This is a genomic window from Paenibacillus sp. FSL R7-0026 (genome assembly GCF_038004485.1).
Taxonomy (GTDB): domain Bacteria; phylum Bacillota; class Bacilli; order Paenibacillales; family Paenibacillaceae; genus Paenibacillus; species Paenibacillus xylanexedens_A.
The window spans coordinates 4,881,194-4,897,640 of the sequence record NZ_JBBORG010000001.1; the positions used below are offsets into that span (position 1 = coordinate 4,881,194).

A 16,447-nucleotide genomic window follows, 5' to 3' on the forward strand; every position below is an offset into this window, starting at 1 on the left:
CCTAATCTTGATCTAAGTTGTGTTAAATTTTTTAAGCTGATTACGAATGTAATCCAATAAATCTTTTTTTTCCTCAGGTGGTATCCACTCCGTTAGTCTGGCTGCAGCAATGGGAAGAACCCATCGATGTATCTCGCGAATGTCCATGCCCGAGAGAGACAAGTAATACTCAATATACGCTTTACTCATCCTGCTTTTGATTATCTTCAGCAGAACTTTCATCATCAATGGAGCGCCTTTGGGCAAATTTCCGTATTTTAATAACACTAGCGTCCTTGCCACATCTGCTGCTGGACAGCCCGATGCGCCTGTCATCCAGTCTATGATCCAGGATTCTTTGCCTGTAATCACATTATTGGGATGGAAATCCCCATGACATAGAGATCTGCCTTCCGGCAAACTATGTACATAGTCCATAATCTGTTGCTTCTCAATGTCCGATAGATCACTTGCGTTTGATATATTCTTTTCTAATACAGTCTTATGCTTTTGTTGAATCCGTTCACCCGATTGCTGGTGTATTTGATGATGAAGTGCTGCCATCTGCCTTGCTCTGCGCTCAATGGACCATGGTTTAATAATCATCTCTTCCAAAAGTGTCCTTCCACTGGCCAACTCAAATATGATACCTTTACGATTATTGATCGTCACCATATCAATTGTTTGTGGGCATTTAACTCCAAGTTCCAAAACGATTCGAGTATTATCAAACTCATGCTGAATCGCTTCCGCAGAGAAATCTTCTCTGAAAAGTTTCAAAATTGAAGTTTCACCATGTCTGAATATTTCCGCTGTCTGTCCCTGCCCAATCCGTTTCAATCCTAATCAACTCCGTATCTTTCCTAAATCAATTATGGTAAAACATCAAAGAACCTAATGATCAAGCCCTTTTTTCATAGCATAATGAATGATCCTGCCTAATGCAAAAAAAGGGCTCTTCCTTAGGTCCTGCAATGCAAAATCTAAACGTTTCGATTCGCGCTATCCTTAACTTTTTCCGCTTTATTTGAACGTCTCATTTCACGGCGGTGTGTTACAACCTCCTGTGTTGCGATTAAAATCTCATGCATTTGAGTCGTGCCTTCGATAATCTCATTGATTCGGGCATCCCGATAATATCTCTCTACGGGATAGTCTCGATGGCAACCATTGGCACCATGAATCTGCACCGCATCACTGGCAACTTTATTCACCATGGTTGAAGCAAAATATTTGGCAGTCCAAGTTTCCATAATGCTCTCTGGATCACCCACATCTCTTAAATATCCTGCTCTGTAACACAGCATCCGTGCCGCTTTCATATTCACTGACATTTCAGTGATCATTTTTTGTATCATTTGATTCTCGCGTATAGCTCTTCCGAATTGGATTCTGGAATTGGCATAATGTACCGATGCATCCAGACATGCCTTGGCTAAACCTACACAGCCACAAGCGATCGTGTATCTTCCATAATCCAGACAAGGTAAAGCTACATGTGATAACCCTGTACCAACTTGACCCAGGAGGTTTTCCTTCGGAATACGACAAGAATCCATTTTTAGTTCAGCAATCATTGATGCTCTCGCTCCAAGTAACCCGCTCATAGGTTCAACGCTGAACCCAATGGAATCTCTCTCCACGATAAACGCTGTCGGCTTGTTCTCACATTGGGCAAGAATCAAAAATACGTCTGCAAGCTGCCCCATAGTAATCCATTTTTTATGACCGTTAAGTATGTATTCGTCTCCGTCTAATACGGCCGTTGTTTCAATGCTTTTGGCATCGCTTCCAACACTCGGTTCTGTCAATCCGAATGAACCCAAAGTTGTTCCCGTAGCTAATGCTGGCAACCAGTATTGTCTTTGTTGCTCCGTTCCCCAACGCAAGATCGCTAAACCCACCATCCCCTGAACGGTTAACAAACTTCTAACAGAGGAGCAACCACGTCCAACCTCTTCGTTAAGAATCCCGATAGTGATATTGTCCAGTTCCATCCCGCCATATTCTTTTGGCAACATGGAGCCCAGATAACCAGCCTCAGTTATTTTCGCAAGGAGTTCCGGATGAATTCGTTCTTCGCTGTCGTTTAAACTAGCGTATGGAATAATCTCGCTGTCTACAAAATCCTTGAATTGTTCCTGCCACATCAATTGCTCCGCATTCAGTTCAACTTTCATCACATATCACTCCTGATTTTGAGGTTATAAGTCCAATAAACGGAACTCGATGCTGTGATTGTCTGATATGAGCTTGTTTCGTCATTTTCCCTTTATGACTCATTGGGAATCTCATAATTGATGCACTTACGCAAACTGTCTTTCAGATGTTGCAATGTTGTGAAGTTCTCCAATTCAAGATACTCATCGTCCATCTCAATATTGAATTCGTTCTCCAAGGCAATGATCAGTTTGATAAATGAAATGGAGTTTAATCCAAGAACTCTTAAATCCTCATCCAACGCACTTACATCCAGCTTTTGTTCAGAAAACATTTCCACGACCTGATAGAAGTGAATATCAAACTGATCATAAGCCACAGGATATTCTTGCAAAAAAGATTCCTCCTCCATATGAGACATGTAATCTTTGAAAATCCATTTTTGTGACACCATTTCTGTGATCAGAATCTGGTCGAACGTTTGCCTAAGAGTATAGGAATCGGAATAAAAAAGTCCTACATTTTGTAAATATTCCATATATTCTCTGACTTCGATACTATCATAATCTTCCTGAGTCAAGCAATCACTATTGCCATGTATTCACAAATATTTAATAGGTTTCCACCTTCGAGATGATATCCCTATCTTGCGACAAGGATTCATTCTCTCAAAGGTGCTTTGACATAAATACATCGACCTCATCTTCACTGTCCAATATAAATCCAAATCGTTCATACAATCGCCGAGCAGGGCTTCCCTGCAAAACATTTAAAATAACCCGTTTCCCCTGAACTTCATCCTGTTCCAGCAGCATGTTCAGTACCTGAGTTCCTATTCTCTGGCCTTGATAATCGGGATGTATATAGAAATGTTCCAATAGATATGCCTCAGACTTGGGCTTCAAAGCTACACAACCTACCATTGAACCCTCCACTTCAATAATCTGTGTCTGGGCAGGATTGAATGTATTCCGAAAACGTTCACGCACCTTCACATCATCGTACCTTCCCAGCCTGGTTAAATCATCGTATAATACCAAGGCTCGCAAATCAGCGAGTTGCTCTTGGTCTGCCTGTATAGCTTGACGCATTGTTATTGGGTTCATTTGTTGAATTCCTTTCCATTAGAGACACGTTAATTTTTGAATGTCTTATCGCACTATAGAACACTAAAAATCATACCTTTGGCAGCTCACTTGAGCAACATCGGATTTTAGAATGCACTATATTTTTCAAACATATTGAACTCCTCAAAAAAATAAAAAAGCCCAAAAAGGGCGGTGCAGTCTTGCTTATAGAAATAAGCGAACCCGCAGCCATCCCTTCTGGGATGTAGATTACTATAGAAAACTATGAAACATGTGAAGCTTGTGCTGCAAGTTGTAATGCTTCCAGACCCAATGCTAGCGCACCACACAAGCCTGCATGCTGGCCCAATCCGGGCTGCACAATATATTGGTCGATATGTTGCGTGATTGGGGCTGCATTCACATAACCATTGAGATTCCGCACTACCTGCTCCCGGATCATAGGAAACAGATGATCTTGCTGCATCACACCACCGCCTAGGATGATCTTCTGCGGCGAATGAAGCAAGATGGCCGTAGTAATCGACTCCGCAATGTAAAAGGATTCGATCTCCCACGCCGGGTGATCTGCCGGCAGTTCACTGCCAGGGATCTGCCAGCGAGCTTCAATGGCTGGACCGGCTGCCATCCCCTCCAGACAATCGCCATGATACGGGCATAATCCGGCAAAGTGATCGTCTGGATGGCGTCTTGTGCGAATATGCCCACCCTCGGGATGTAACAATCCGTGTACTCGTTGGCCCCCTGCCACAAGTCCGACACCAACTCCTGTGCCAATCGTGTAATATACACAGTTATCCAGCCCTTGCGCTGCTCCCCACGTCACTTCACCGAGCGCGGCAGCATTCACATCCGTATCCCATCCAAAAGGAACCGGAAATTCATGCTTCAAGGTTCCAATCACATTACAGTTTCCCCACCCAGGCTTAGGTGTGGTCGTAATATAACCATAGGTGGGACTATCCGGTTGCAGATCAATCGGACCAAAGGAGCCGATCCCTATGGCTTCCACGTCTTTATCCCTGAAATAGTCGATCACCTTGGCAAGAGTGGTCTCCGGATGTTCTGTTGGAAAGCTAATCCGATCTTCAATCTGTCCATGCTCATTCCCTACACCACATACAAACTTCGTTCCGCCCGCTTCTATAGCTCCAATACGCATCGTTCTGGGCTCCTTTCCTTCATTACAATTAACCTGTAGCCTTGGTTGGTGATATCTCATAGATATGAAGTGAAGAGAAGACCAGATCAGTATTTTCGGAATGAGCAGAGATGCCCTTGGAATCCCCATCCGGATAGATCAGATCCGTAATAACGGCCTGACCATCATTTGCAAATACCTCCACAGATGAATGATCTACAAAGATACGCAAACTTTGATTCCCATTTACATCTTTTAACTCAGCTGTATGGCGGCTCAGGAAATGTTCATGAAAATCGCCGATACCCGATCCACTACGATCGATATATACTTCCCCTCGGTTGGCGTCTACGCCAACGAGCGTTTCGTTGTCAGCTCCGCTTCTTAAGGCAAAATGAAACGACTGATCCTGAGCCCACTCTGCATGGATCTCATAGTTCACTAGTTGCAAAGCGTTCAACTGCTCACTCACTTGCTGAATCGAAGCATCCTGTAGGGACAATACTGGCGTACGTGCTTGCTCAAGTTCACGTACAGGACGTTGAATCAGTATTACTTCTCCGGATCTTGTCTCCAGTGACAGCTCCCGTGCAATAGTCATTGCTCCACGATAATCATTGGTTGGCGTCTGATTGGCATACATCCAGTTGCTCATCCACCCCATAAACAGGCGTCTGCCGTCTTCAGCCGGAATGTCAGACCAACTAACTCCAGCGTAGTTATCCCGGCCATGATCAATCCAGCGGATCGTATGGGATGCCTCGTCTGGGATAAATGTACTTCCATCAAAATCTCCGGTAAAATATTGTGTTCTGGATCCTTCTTTAAAAGCAGGATCTGCACCGATGCTAACGAGCATCACCCATTTCACCTGCTCAGAATCTCCATCCACTGCAAGCGGGAACAAGTCCGGGCATTCCCACACGCCATCGTGTGAACCGATCCCTTCGCCAAATTCACTTCCTAGCGTCCAATCCTTCAGATTAGGAGATCGGTACAGACATACCGTTTGACCACAAGCGATAATCATAATCCATTCCTTGGTCTGCTCATGCCAGAACACTTTGGGATCACGGAAATCAACAAAGGACTCATGCTTTAATACCGGATTACCCTCGTATTTAGTCCAGGTTCTACCGTTGTCTTTGCTATACGCCAGACTTTGACGCTGTAAAGGATGATCATTTGGTACTTCCAGATGATGTGTAAAAATGGCTACCAACCCCGGCTCATCTTCGAAAAATCCGGAAGTATTGTTCCAGTCCACCACCGCACTGCCGGAGAAAATCATGCCATGTTCATCCGGTGCCAGAGCTACAGGAAGTTCCTCCCAAGTGACGAGATCTCGGGTTACCGCGTGACCCCAATGCATCGGCCCCCATGTAGTACCAAATGGATGATACTGGTAGAACAAGTGATACTCCCCATTGAAAAACACCATGCCGTTCGGGTCGTTCATCCACTTCTCTTTCGGTGAAAAATGGTATTCATTTCTGTAATCTTGTTTAAGAATTGTCGACATTATGGTTTCTCCTCCGTACTTTTCTTTATTTGTTATTACGGTCATATCCTGCTTGTTTAATCTGTAGCCATTCTTGCAATCCAAGGCGATCCAACTCTTTCAAGTAAGCATCCCATTCCTGATCTACTTTCCCGTTTTGATACCATTCTGTACGCAGACGTAACACGTAGGCGAAGAGATCGGTCTCAATCGTGGACAATCGATCCAGTTCATCAATGGAGAAGAACACACTTGGATATACGTTCTCCGCTTTCATATGCGGAACCATAACCTTGTCGAGAAGCTCCATCCGCCAAGCCGCATCTTCCGGTTTGGTTGTGTATTTGTCATAATAACTGTCGAGAATGGCCAATGGTCCTGCGATACTGGTTTTTTGTCTGAGTTCCACAGGTGCAGATCCTTCCAGCGGAAGATGCTTCAGCATCCCTTTGGCTTCATCGAATTCAAAAATATTTTGCTGACTCTCGTCTCCATAGGTACCCCAGTTGTTCTGCACAGATTGGAGCGGATCGTACAGTTGGTCTACCCACTTCGCTGTGGATTCCAGGTTTTTATTGCTGCTGGTAATGACCATGCGACCACGATCAAGCCCAATCCCGTTTGTTCTTGTGACATTGACCTCTCCGTTAGGCCCGGCAACCGGAGGCAGAACATCATACGTATCATTCATGCCTGTAATGTTAGCCTTATCCCATGTGAAGTACATGCCGTACTTGTTATCCTTGCCTTTCGCCAGGTACGTGTTCCAATCCTGCTGGTACGATTCGACATCGATCAGCCCTTCCTGAACCAACTCATGAATGTATTTAACCGCTTCCTTGTAGCCTTCATCAGCTGCTGTGAAGACCACTTTCCCATCATTGGTTACCACGGTATGATCCCAGTTCTCTCCGAGTCCAAATGCCGCAAAGAGAAATGTCAGATCTTCTCCGCCCGGTTTGTTAATGAAAGATAACGGAATTTCGTCGGCCTTACCGTTGCCGTTTGGATCTTGAGTTTTGAACGCGATCAATACTTCTTTCAGTTCTTCGGTTGTCGTTGGCATCTTCAGTCCAAGCTTGTTCAACCATTCCACATTAATCCAGGGCAAGTTATCCACTGCCTGAATCCGTTGTTTGCCACTTCCGAGTTCTTCAATCCATGGGAATGAATAGATATGTCCGTCTGGAGCCGTGATCATGCTCTTGTATTCGGGAGCTTCCTCCAGCACCTTTTTCAGATTGGGCATGTGTTGTTCAATCATGTCCTCAAGTGGAATGATCGCCCCGTTCTTCGCCAGTTTCAGGAGATCATAATCCCCGTAACCTGCATCAAAAATGGCATCCGGCAAATCACCGCTGGCGACCGCCAGATTTCTTTTTTCTGCAAACACATCACTCGTATAGTTCTTCCAGTTGATATGCACATTGGTTTTCTCTTCGAGTCGCTTGTTAATCAGCTTGTCGTTTGGATCAGCGGGAGCCAGCGGAGAGCTCTGTGTTATAAAATTCAATGTCACCTTGCCATCAGGGGATTGCGCCTCACTTGCCGCGCCGCCTCCACCCCCGCCACAGGCGGTTAGAAAGAGCATTGCAGATAACATTGAAATGGACGCCGTTGTAACGGCTTTTCTGGACTTGTTTACTTTTTTCATAATAATGACCTCCATGAGTTGGATTGGATCAACTTACTGTATCGCAGGCTGTTCACTATTTGAGGGAACCGACCATGACACCTTTTTCGAAATACTTCTGGAAGAACGGGTACATGATGATGAGTGGCAGACTCGAAATGACAATTGCTGAGTATTTAATCATCTCGGAGAGCCGTTTCAGTTCTGCCATCGCGAGTTGATCACTGATCATGCCAGGTGCAGCCTGATTCTGAATCAAAATGGAACGTAGAACGAGCTGTAACGGATGCAGGTTCGGATTATCGAGATAGATCATTGCATCAAAATAGGAATTCCATTGCCCAACGAACGCATAAAGTGCGAGTACAAAAATGATCGGTTTCGACAACGGAATGACGATCTGGAAGAAAATCTTCATCTCAGAAGCGCCATCCACGTTTGCAGCTTCTTTCAGTTCTCGAGGGACTCCTTTGAAAAAGGTTCTGGAGAGAATGATGTTCCAGACGTTAACGGCTCCAGGGATGATGATCGCCCACACCGTATCAAGCATGCCGAGATTACGTATGAGTAGATAAGTAGGGATTAATCCCCCGCCGAAGAACATGGTAATGATAAAGATAATCATGAAAAATCCACGTCCCGCGAGCCTATCATCCGACAATGCATAACCTGCAAATATGGATACGGTCACGGTGATCAATGCAAAGGAAACCGAGTACAATACCGCATTTGCAAACCCCCGGATCATGGCTGGATTGGACAAAATCATCTGATATCCGTCCAGACTCCAGTCCGATACATTAAAGGACAGTCCACGATTCAGTAACACCGTGGGGTCCATGAATGAGGCGATAACAATATAAATCAGGGGAACAACCACAACCAGTACAGCACAGGTGAGAAAGATGGCATTGAGTGTGAGGATCAACCGATCCATTCCCGTGTGTTTAACAACCATGGATAATACTCCTTTCCTAATAGAGGCCTTCGCCTTCATTCAATTTCTTCACAATCAGATTCACCGTCACCAGCAAAATCACATTGATAACCGAGTTGAACAATCCAACTGCCGCAGAATAAGCGTAATCTCCAGACTGTAACCCCACCTTGTAGACATACGTGGCAATAATCTCGGAGGACGGCAGGTTCATGGACGTCTGCATCAGATAAGCCTTCTCAAATCCAATGGACATAATCCCGCCAGCTGCAAGAATAAAGACGATAGCCATTATCGGACGAATCGTTGGAAGGTCAATGTGACGAATACGCTGAAGGAGATTGGCTCCATCCAGATTAGCCGCATTGTGAAGCTCCGGATCAACATTAGCCAAAGCCGCGACGTATATGATGGAAGCCCAGCCCGCTCCAGTCCAGATATCGGACAAAATGTAGATCCAGCGGAAATATTCCGGTTCAGACATGAACATAATCGGCTGACCTGTAATCCATGTGGCTAATTGATTAATCGGCCCTGTCGGTGAGAGGAAGATGAACAGCATACCCACAACCACAACAACCGAGATGAAATTGGGTGCGTACAGAAACAATTGAATATTTTTCTTGATGCCAGCTTTGCGTACCTGATTCAGCATGAGTGCCAGTAAAATGGGCACCGGGAAACTGAATATCAATCCCAAAAAGCTGAGTTTAAGCGTATTCATTAATATGATATCGAAATTGGGTGAAGCTATAAATTTCTCGAAATGCTTCAGTCCTACCCAATCACTTCCCATGATGCCTTTGATCGGACTGAAATCCTTAAACGCAATGATGGCTCCGTACATCGGAATGTACTTGAAGATAAGAGTCAAAATTAAGGCTGGTGCAAGCAACATATATAAAAAGTAATTTTTTTTGAGCTGCTGTAACCTATGACCGCTTGTCGTCCTCACTTTCAGTACCCTTCCTCCGCCCTTTTTGCTGTCGGCTATGTTATCCAACACGATACCCCCGTTCATTCTAGAAGTTGACAATTGTTTTCAGTAAGGGCTTTCAAAATTTACAATTGCCTATTTGATATTTTACAATTTATCAGGTTCCAATGAATTTAGTCAATACATTTTGTAAAAAAATATTTGTGCATTTGATCATTTTATCTTTGCATCAATGTAACTAAAGAGGATTAAATTTTCATATATACAGCACTGAATCGTTAATACCCGCATAGATATTTCTATATCATTACTGTAATAGATTATCATTGTTACACTAATTAACAAAACTTCTGGAACAATTATGAAAATAGAATTCGACTATCTAAATGTAAATGCAATTGTGCATTTGTAAAACAGAGATTGCTATTTGTCCCGTTCTATTATACATTTGACTTAGAGAAGAATATGGATAACTATTGATGATTAGAGGTGAAGCATTAGATGGCAAAGGAAAAAGTCACGATACAAGACATTGCTGATGCTTTGGGGATTTCCAGGAATACGGCTTCCAAAGCATTAAATGATAGCGGAAACATCCCGGATGAGACCCGAAATCGTGTAATTAAAAAAGCAATTGAACTTAAATATAAACAGTTTGCCTATATGGACAATGAGCATGTTCTAACCAAGGCTCCGGGCAATATCGCCCTGTTAACTGAAAACCTGCCTAATACATCTCACTTTGGTTCGTTGTTAATCAGCGGTTTGGAGAAAAGAATCAGTGCGGAGGGATATAATCTCTCGATTCATATCGTGCGTGAAGACGATCAAGATGCACTTACACTTCCCAACAATTTTGATATAGCCAAAGTAGACGGCATCATTTGCATTGAATTATTTGATCTGGAATATACACAGCTGATTACCGATCTGGGCATTCCCACCATCTTTATCGATTGCGCTTCCAACATATGTTATCCCGAATTCCAAGCAGATCTGCTACTCATGGAGAATGAACATAGCATCTATCAGTTAACCACAAAATTAATTGAGAGCGGCTACACAAGTATTGGATTCGTCGGAGATTACAATCACTGCAAGAGCTTTAATGAACGATGGGTTGGATATCAGCGTGCTATGCTGGAGGCGGGGTTGCAGGTCGACCTGTCCCATTGCATCGTAGATAATGATCGCCTGTGTTTCTCCAAGCCAGGATGGTTGAACCAGCGAGTGGCAGAGCTGGCCTCCCTGCCTTCCGCTTACGTATGCGCTAATGACTTTATAGCAGTTGATCTGATCAGGGCGTTAAAAGACAGAAATGTCGCTGTGCCACAGGATATTGCGATATGCGGATTCGATAATGCACCCCAATCTCGAATTATTGAGCCAGCATTAACAACGGTTCATATTTATAGCAATGAGATGGGCATTAAGACTGCGGAGATGCTGTTATCCCGGATTAATAGCCCGACACAGCCGTATCAGGTCTCCCACATTGTGACTAAACCCATCATCAGGGAGTCCACACCAGCAATCATGGACGATCATTCTCAGATGGTTCATAGTTCTGCAAAATAAAAAAAACGTATGTCTCACGAGTAACAACTCGTGAAACATACGTTTTTTTGTGGTTTCAATTTGGTTGGATGAAAACTCTATCCTATCCATCGTGGCCTAGATAAAAAATCATCTCGCGATTAGATCTCTTTCAAAATGCCTTTCACAAGTCCGATAAAGGTTGTTTTCACTTGCGCAGCCACTTCAATAACTTCATCATGACTTAACGGCTGATCCAGAATACCACAGGCCATGTTGGTCAGACAGGAAATGCCTAGTACTTTCATACCGCCATGAATGGCAACAATGGCTTCAGGTACTGTGGACATACCCACTGCATCCGCACCCATCGTACGAATCATGCGAATCTCCGCTGGTGTCTCATATGCCGGGCCACTCCACCATGCATAGACACCTTGCTGCAGGCCAACATTCTGCTCTTCTGCAACCTTAAGGGCAATGCTGCGCAGTTCACGATTGTATACCTGTGATACGTCTGGGAAACGAACACCCAGTTCAGCGTTATTCGGTCCCATCAACGGGTTATTGCCTACCAGGTTAATATGATCTGTAATGAGCATCAGTTGACCCGGCTCAAAGCTTGTGTTGATGGCTCCGCACGCATTGGTGATAAGCAATTGCTCGACACCCAGCGCCTTCATGATCCGAACGGGGAAAGTCACTTCGTCCAATGTAAAACCTTCATAATAATGAAGGCGGCCTTTCATCGCTACAACCGTTTTGCCCATGAGTTCACCAATAACCAATTCATTGGCATGACCGATAGCCTCCGATTGAGCGAAATACGGAATATCTGTATACGGGATAACGGTCGCATTTTCAATCTCGTCCGCGAGCGCTCCCAGTCCCGAACCCAGAATCATGCCTACGGCAGGTTTGGTATGGATTCGGTTTAATATGTAATCTCTTGCTTCCTGAATATGTGCGGATTGATGCATAATGATATCCTCCTGATGATCTGAATTGAGTTAACGAAAACTGAGTTAAAGAGGTACTACTCATCAAGTTTAATGAACAATGGTCTTGATGTAAATGGAAGCTGTTCTATACGCAATAAAAAAAACGACCCTGTGCTCCAGAATCGTTTAAAAACATGGACATACCCTATTCCAATGTATATTTGTTTCTACTTTTCATGTAATCGATTGTCATGATCAGTAACAGCATGAATGTTGCAAACATCAGCGGTTTGGCAAAAGTACCTTCTTCAAAGATATAATACGCAGCGACCAAGTTTCCTGCAAATATTAACAGATAATTGCGGGTGCGATCCATCTTCTCAACTCATTTCGGAAAAGAATATTGTTCGAGATTGCCTTTCTTTTACCCTATCATAAACTTCCATAAAAAACCATATACTTATCATCCACACAAATCAACGCCTCAATCATGCACGAGATGGTCGTAATGTACAATCTATATTGAGTACAGCAAAAAATCGGCCACATCGTGACCGATTCTCTCCACTTCCCTGATATTCAGGACATAGGGTTAATGATACGCCAAAATGATTCCTTAGGCTGCAACTGCTGATCAAATACAAAGGGCCAGTTTTTGCGTCCACGTACCGGAAAATGGTCCAGCCATGTATAATTGTCCGCTACTCCCCAGAAAGTCACAGAGGTAATGGATGATTTATACTCACGGAACAAATTAAAGATTTCTTCATATCGACGCTCCTGTAGCTCAGCCATCTCCGAAGTTGGCGCAGTGAGATCCGTTCGACGATCCTCATAACGAAACACGGACATATCCAGCTCCGTAACATGCAACTGCACATCCAGTGAAGCATAACGCTCAATAGCCATTCGGATCTCCTCAATCGAAGGACCATGAATATTCCAATGCCCTTGCATCCCAATCCCGTGTACAGGCGCTCCCTTGTCCAGCAAAGACCGAACCAGATTGTAGATCTTCTCCCGTTTGACCGGATCCGTCTCATTGTAGTCATTATAGAAAAGAAGGGCATTTGGATCAGCTTCATGAGCCATATTGAACGCTTGCAGCAAATAATCTTCCCCCACCAGCTCTAACCACTTCGTGTCCCGCATGAACAGGTCGGTCTTATCTTCAACAGCTTCATTGACGACATCCCACGCATATATTTGCCCCTTATACCGACCTACTACCGTATCAATATGTTGCTTCAATCGAGATAATAACAGCTCTCTGGAAGCGGGAGCACCTGAGGTATCCTCAAAGACCCATTTCGATGTTTGATTATGCCAGACCAAAGTATGTCCGCGAACCCCAATCCCTTGGGCAACAGCAAAATCAACAATTTTATCCGCCGCCTCAAATGTATAACGATCCTCTTCCGGGTGAATTTCTTCAAATTTCATCTGATTTTCAGCCGTGATGCTATTGAAGTGTTTGGCGATGAAATCCCCTTCGGACTGCAACATTCTGGTATGTACAGCAGCACCTATTTTGAACGTATTAGCGTACGCAGCATGTAGTGATGGAACTTCTGTTGGCATTTACAATTCCTCCCTGCCAGTTTTTATCCATCATATCGTTTGTTGAATACGCTTACAATGAACAAATTATACTTCTTCCCCCTCATATTTAACTATTTATGATCCTCGGCCCTGCTCGCGCAACAAAAACACCTCCACGTATGTTCCACTGCTCATCGCAACAGAACATTTCTCGGAAGGTGTTTTGTGATCGGGATGTTCAGTTAAATTCAACTCATATACAAAGAGGGTATGAAGCGTTACAGCTTGTCCACCTGTAACAAGGTCACCTGTTTCACTGTGCATGCCGGGTTAATTTGCTCCTCGGACAGAATGTTCAGCTTGATGAGGCTTTTCAGCTTATGGCTGTCTACCTTGGACAACAATCGCCAGATGTCCGGGTCTGGCAGAGAAGCATACAGCTTCTGATCATCGTATTCCTTCCGGTTCTGAAGCACTGTTTTCACGGTGTAACCACCAACCTGCGTCTCATACACCCCTTGTTCTGCACAATACGCGACAATCTCATCTCGTAGTACAGACAACTGCTGCTCAATATCTTTTTGCTGCTGTTTCAGTTCAAAGTAGGTTTGCACTTTCTGCTCCATATCGATCACGCTCCTCTACTATCATAGGTATGCGAGGATCGCTAGTTTAGGACTGACTGTTTATTTTATTTAAAAAAAGTGGTCTTTCTATTACTTAATCGTATACTGTCGTCATTGTGTATCCCCGTACTAGATTACAGCAGATTTTCATTCAAATACGGATTATGGACAGCCATGCTGTGAACCCTTTCCATTACATCCGGCCCCATGGGTACATCCCCAACGCGTCTTAACAGAATCCAGCGAAGACAAGCTACAGCTTCAAAAACCTGCTCCTCTTCCAGCGTGTACGTATAACTTGCAGAGCGTGCAAATTGAGCGTGATACATCTCGCCATAACTTTCCCCATTATAGATAGTGATCAGAAAAACAGACCATGCCATATCGTACCTTGGATCACCATACTGCCCATTAGTCCAATCGATGATGGTGTAATGGTCGTCCATCTCAAGAATGTTTCCCAGATTATAATCGCCATGAATCAAGCGCTCCTGCCTGATCTGGACCTGCTGGATCAAGTTTGCCAGAAGATCATTTATATCGTCATGTAACTCAATTTGAGGAAAAAAGTATTGAACAAAATCGTACCTGAATATGTATTCTTCATCTTCTCCAGTACCCACTTCATTCACCGGATAACGATGGACCTCCATTAATCGCTCAGCCAAATGTGTCAGTTTGGTTTGTGTTAATTGGGTAACCGGCTTCCCATCATAACTCGTTAACAGCACTTGATTCTCTTGCTCATCTAATCCCCAACCGTAGGGTTTGGAAACACGAATGCCACTTTGATAAAGCTTGGACAATAATCGATATTGTTTGGCGATATCCGGTTTGGAATCCTTGTCCCAGACTTTCAATACGTACCGCCGATCTTCCATTTCAATTCTCATCACAGTTGCTTCCAGTCCAGGTGGCAAGGAAATGATCTGATAATCCTGTTCCATCACCTGTTGGATACGTTCGTCCAGTTCTATCCAATTCATCTGGCTAAGTTGAATCGTCATCGTTCTCCTCCGTTCATTCATGTCATGCCGCTCTCTCCCTGTTAGTCAGGTATAATCAGGCCTTTGCCAATGACATTGGCGGATACTGGCTGTTTGCCCAATTCTCTGGCCCATACTGACAGCTGTCCCATATGGTGAATCTCATGGGCGATCACATGTCGCATAACTTCTCCCCATGAATCTGTACTGGCCTTGCCAGCTGAGCGATGATCAATAAAAGCTCTTTTTTCCATACTCGAATCCCATGCTGTAACCAATGCCTCCACATCAGGACGTAACTTGCGATCGAGTCGTCTTACTGCCTCAAGATTCTGGTAGTTTGCAAAATCTTCTGCATCATCCGGTTTGCCCTGAAGCAACTGAAGCCAGCTCCACTCTACATCAATGATATGAAATAACGTTTGTAATATGTTGCCTACTCCGCCCGTGCGAGGCCGAAGCAATTCTTCAAGCGGCACATCTTCACACCATACATACCATTGCTCACGCACCATCCAGTTATAACGAAAGAATGTTTCCATTGGTATATTCCCCTTTATCGACTATGTTTTTTAGAGAGATTTGATCAATTCTGTATTGGCAAAGGTATCATCCGAATGTTCAAGATCACCATAAATACTACTAATTTGATTAAATCCGGATTTGATCCAGAAGCGTAATGCAGGCCAATTTTTGAGTGACACGTTGATTCGAATTTCCTTGTAACCAAGTTCGGAACAATGCAGAGTTAGCGCCTGAATTAATTCTTGTCCATATCCCTGCTTCTGGATCTCGCTCTGGATATATAGAAATTCGAGATAGATCGAATCCTCGGAGGGATACCCATGGTATACACTTAACAAACCAATATAGCGGTGATCCTCATTCGTGCGAATGGATTGAATTCGATAATTCTCCAGCCTGCCTCCCGGCGGAAGGTGGCCTTCTTCAAAACATTCTTTCACATAATTCCGATCATGCTCTTGTCCATCCCATTGATGCAAGTACCGACTGGTCTCATATATGGACTCAAGTTCAGGAATATCGGATTCTTTCACATTCGAGACAATAAGTCGGTCTGACTTCCATTCTACTGGAAGTTGTTTCATCGTAATCACTCCACCTTTATATCTATATAAATTAAACTATTGAATTTATTTAGTTAATTTCTTTTTTATATACAAGATTACATGAATACCTGCATAAATAAACAGGACATTGAACAAATATAGAAGTACATTTAAATAGATGCCAGATATAAACCAGATTGTTCCCTCAGAATTAGCATAATGATAATCCGTAAAGAATCGGAGCGGGAAACCATACTCTGTTCGGAGCGGTCCATCTTCAGTATGTAAAGTTCCAGGAATACATAGGATGGCTAATACAGCAAGCCAGGCTGATAGATTCATTATTCTTTTGTTAATCGTCAATACCTCT

General features: G+C 43.7%; 18 protein-coding genes. 1 reads left to right on the forward strand and 17 read right to left on the reverse strand.

Translation table 11 applies throughout. The annotated features are described in order from the left end of the window. Nucleotides 1-12: 12 nt before the first annotated feature. The 9 genes from MKY44_RS21305 to MKY44_RS21345 all read right to left on the reverse strand — a co-directional run bounded on the left by MKY44_RS21305 (nt 13) and on the right by MKY44_RS21345 (nt 9,337). On the reverse strand, nt 13-819 hold the full coding sequence (locus MKY44_RS21305) for a phosphotransferase family protein (RefSeq protein ID WP_047843976.1): 807 nt from the start codon (nt 817-819) through the stop codon (nt 13-15). A gap of 143 nt (nt 820-962) precedes the next feature. Next, a complete protein-coding gene (locus MKY44_RS21310; protein ID WP_047843977.1) occupies nt 963-2,159 on the reverse strand; it encodes an acyl-CoA dehydrogenase family protein in 1,197 nt (398 codons plus the stop codon). Between the two features lie 92 nt (nt 2,160-2,251). Beyond that, nucleotides 2,252-2,533, reverse strand: coding sequence for an acyl carrier protein (locus MKY44_RS21315; RefSeq protein WP_076252870.1), 282 nt, complete (start codon nt 2,531-2,533; stop codon nt 2,252-2,254). Nucleotides 2,534-2,807: 274 nt separating this feature from the next. Continuing rightward, nucleotides 2,808-3,245 (reverse strand): GNAT family N-acetyltransferase, encoded by a 438-nt coding sequence (locus MKY44_RS21320; RefSeq protein ID WP_341008495.1) that lies wholly within the window; start codon nt 3,243-3,245, stop codon nt 2,808-2,810. Between the two features lie 244 nt (nt 3,246-3,489). After that, the gene (locus MKY44_RS21325; RefSeq protein WP_341008496.1) at nt 3,490-4,389 is read right to left on the reverse strand and encodes an ROK family protein; all 900 of its coding nucleotides are present in this window, start codon (nt 4,387-4,389) and stop codon (nt 3,490-3,492) included. Nucleotides 4,390-4,417: 28 nt separating this feature from the next. Further along, complete coding sequence (locus tag MKY44_RS21330; protein ID WP_341008497.1) at nt 4,418-5,890, reverse strand: glycoside hydrolase family 32 protein; 1,473 nt, start codon at nt 5,888-5,890, stop codon at nt 4,418-4,420. A 25-nt stretch (nt 5,891-5,915) separates the two neighbouring features. After that, complete coding sequence (locus MKY44_RS21335) at nt 5,916-7,523, reverse strand: ABC transporter substrate-binding protein (RefSeq protein WP_341008498.1); 1,608 nt, start codon at nt 7,521-7,523, stop codon at nt 5,916-5,918. Nucleotides 7,524-7,578: 55 nt separating this feature from the next. After that, entirely contained in the window at nt 7,579-8,460 is an 882-nt protein-coding gene (locus MKY44_RS21340; protein WP_036617174.1) for a carbohydrate ABC transporter permease, read from the reverse strand. 16 nt (nt 8,461-8,476) lie between these two features. After that, entirely contained in the window at nt 8,477-9,337 is an 861-nt protein-coding gene (locus tag MKY44_RS21345) for an ABC transporter permease (protein ID WP_223200008.1), read from the reverse strand. A gap of 540 nt (nt 9,338-9,877) precedes the next feature. Between MKY44_RS21345 and MKY44_RS21350 the strand changes: the two genes are divergently transcribed. Next, nucleotides 9,878-10,954: a LacI family DNA-binding transcriptional regulator gene (locus MKY44_RS21350; RefSeq protein WP_341008499.1), complete on the forward strand. Its 1,077-nt coding sequence runs from the start codon at nt 9,878-9,880 to the stop codon at nt 10,952-10,954. A gap of 119 nt (nt 10,955-11,073) precedes the next feature. On the opposite strand, the gene MKY44_RS21355 is transcribed toward MKY44_RS21350, so the two are convergent. The 8 genes from MKY44_RS21355 to MKY44_RS21390 form a co-directional block, all read right to left on the reverse strand. Then, the gene (locus MKY44_RS21355) at nt 11,074-11,892 is read right to left on the reverse strand and encodes a purine-nucleoside phosphorylase (protein ID WP_036617166.1); all 819 of its coding nucleotides are present in this window, start codon (nt 11,890-11,892) and stop codon (nt 11,074-11,076) included. Between the two features lie 166 nt (nt 11,893-12,058). Continuing rightward, nucleotides 12,059-12,229 carry a hypothetical protein gene (locus MKY44_RS21360; RefSeq protein ID WP_017686928.1) on the reverse strand — a complete coding sequence of 57 codons (171 nt, stop codon included), beginning with the start codon at nt 12,227-12,229 and terminating at the stop codon, nt 12,059-12,061. A 203-nt stretch (nt 12,230-12,432) separates the two neighbouring features. Next, the gene (locus tag MKY44_RS21365) at nt 12,433-13,434 is read right to left on the reverse strand and encodes an endo-1,4-beta-xylanase (protein WP_341008500.1); all 1,002 of its coding nucleotides are present in this window, start codon (nt 13,432-13,434) and stop codon (nt 12,433-12,435) included. Between the two features lie 239 nt (nt 13,435-13,673). Next, nucleotides 13,674-14,021, reverse strand: a complete 348-nt coding sequence (locus tag MKY44_RS21370) for a hypothetical protein (RefSeq protein ID WP_081746078.1) — start codon at nt 14,019-14,021, stop codon at nt 13,674-13,676. Nucleotides 14,022-14,155: 134 nt separating this feature from the next. Then, nucleotides 14,156-15,028: an aminoglycoside phosphotransferase family protein gene (locus MKY44_RS21375; RefSeq protein ID WP_341008501.1), complete on the reverse strand. Its 873-nt coding sequence runs from the start codon at nt 15,026-15,028 to the stop codon at nt 14,156-14,158. 41 nt (nt 15,029-15,069) lie between these two features. Continuing rightward, entirely contained in the window at nt 15,070-15,549 is a 480-nt protein-coding gene (locus tag MKY44_RS21380; protein WP_340387238.1) for a DinB family protein, read from the reverse strand. Between the two features lie 30 nt (nt 15,550-15,579). Further along, nucleotides 15,580-16,116, reverse strand: coding sequence for a GNAT family N-acetyltransferase (locus MKY44_RS21385; RefSeq protein ID WP_341008502.1), 537 nt, complete (start codon nt 16,114-16,116; stop codon nt 15,580-15,582). 45 nt (nt 16,117-16,161) lie between these two features. Beyond that, nucleotides 16,162-16,440, reverse strand: coding sequence for a hypothetical protein (locus tag MKY44_RS21390; protein WP_036617151.1), 279 nt, complete (start codon nt 16,438-16,440; stop codon nt 16,162-16,164). Nucleotides 16,441-16,447: the final 7 nt, after the last annotated feature.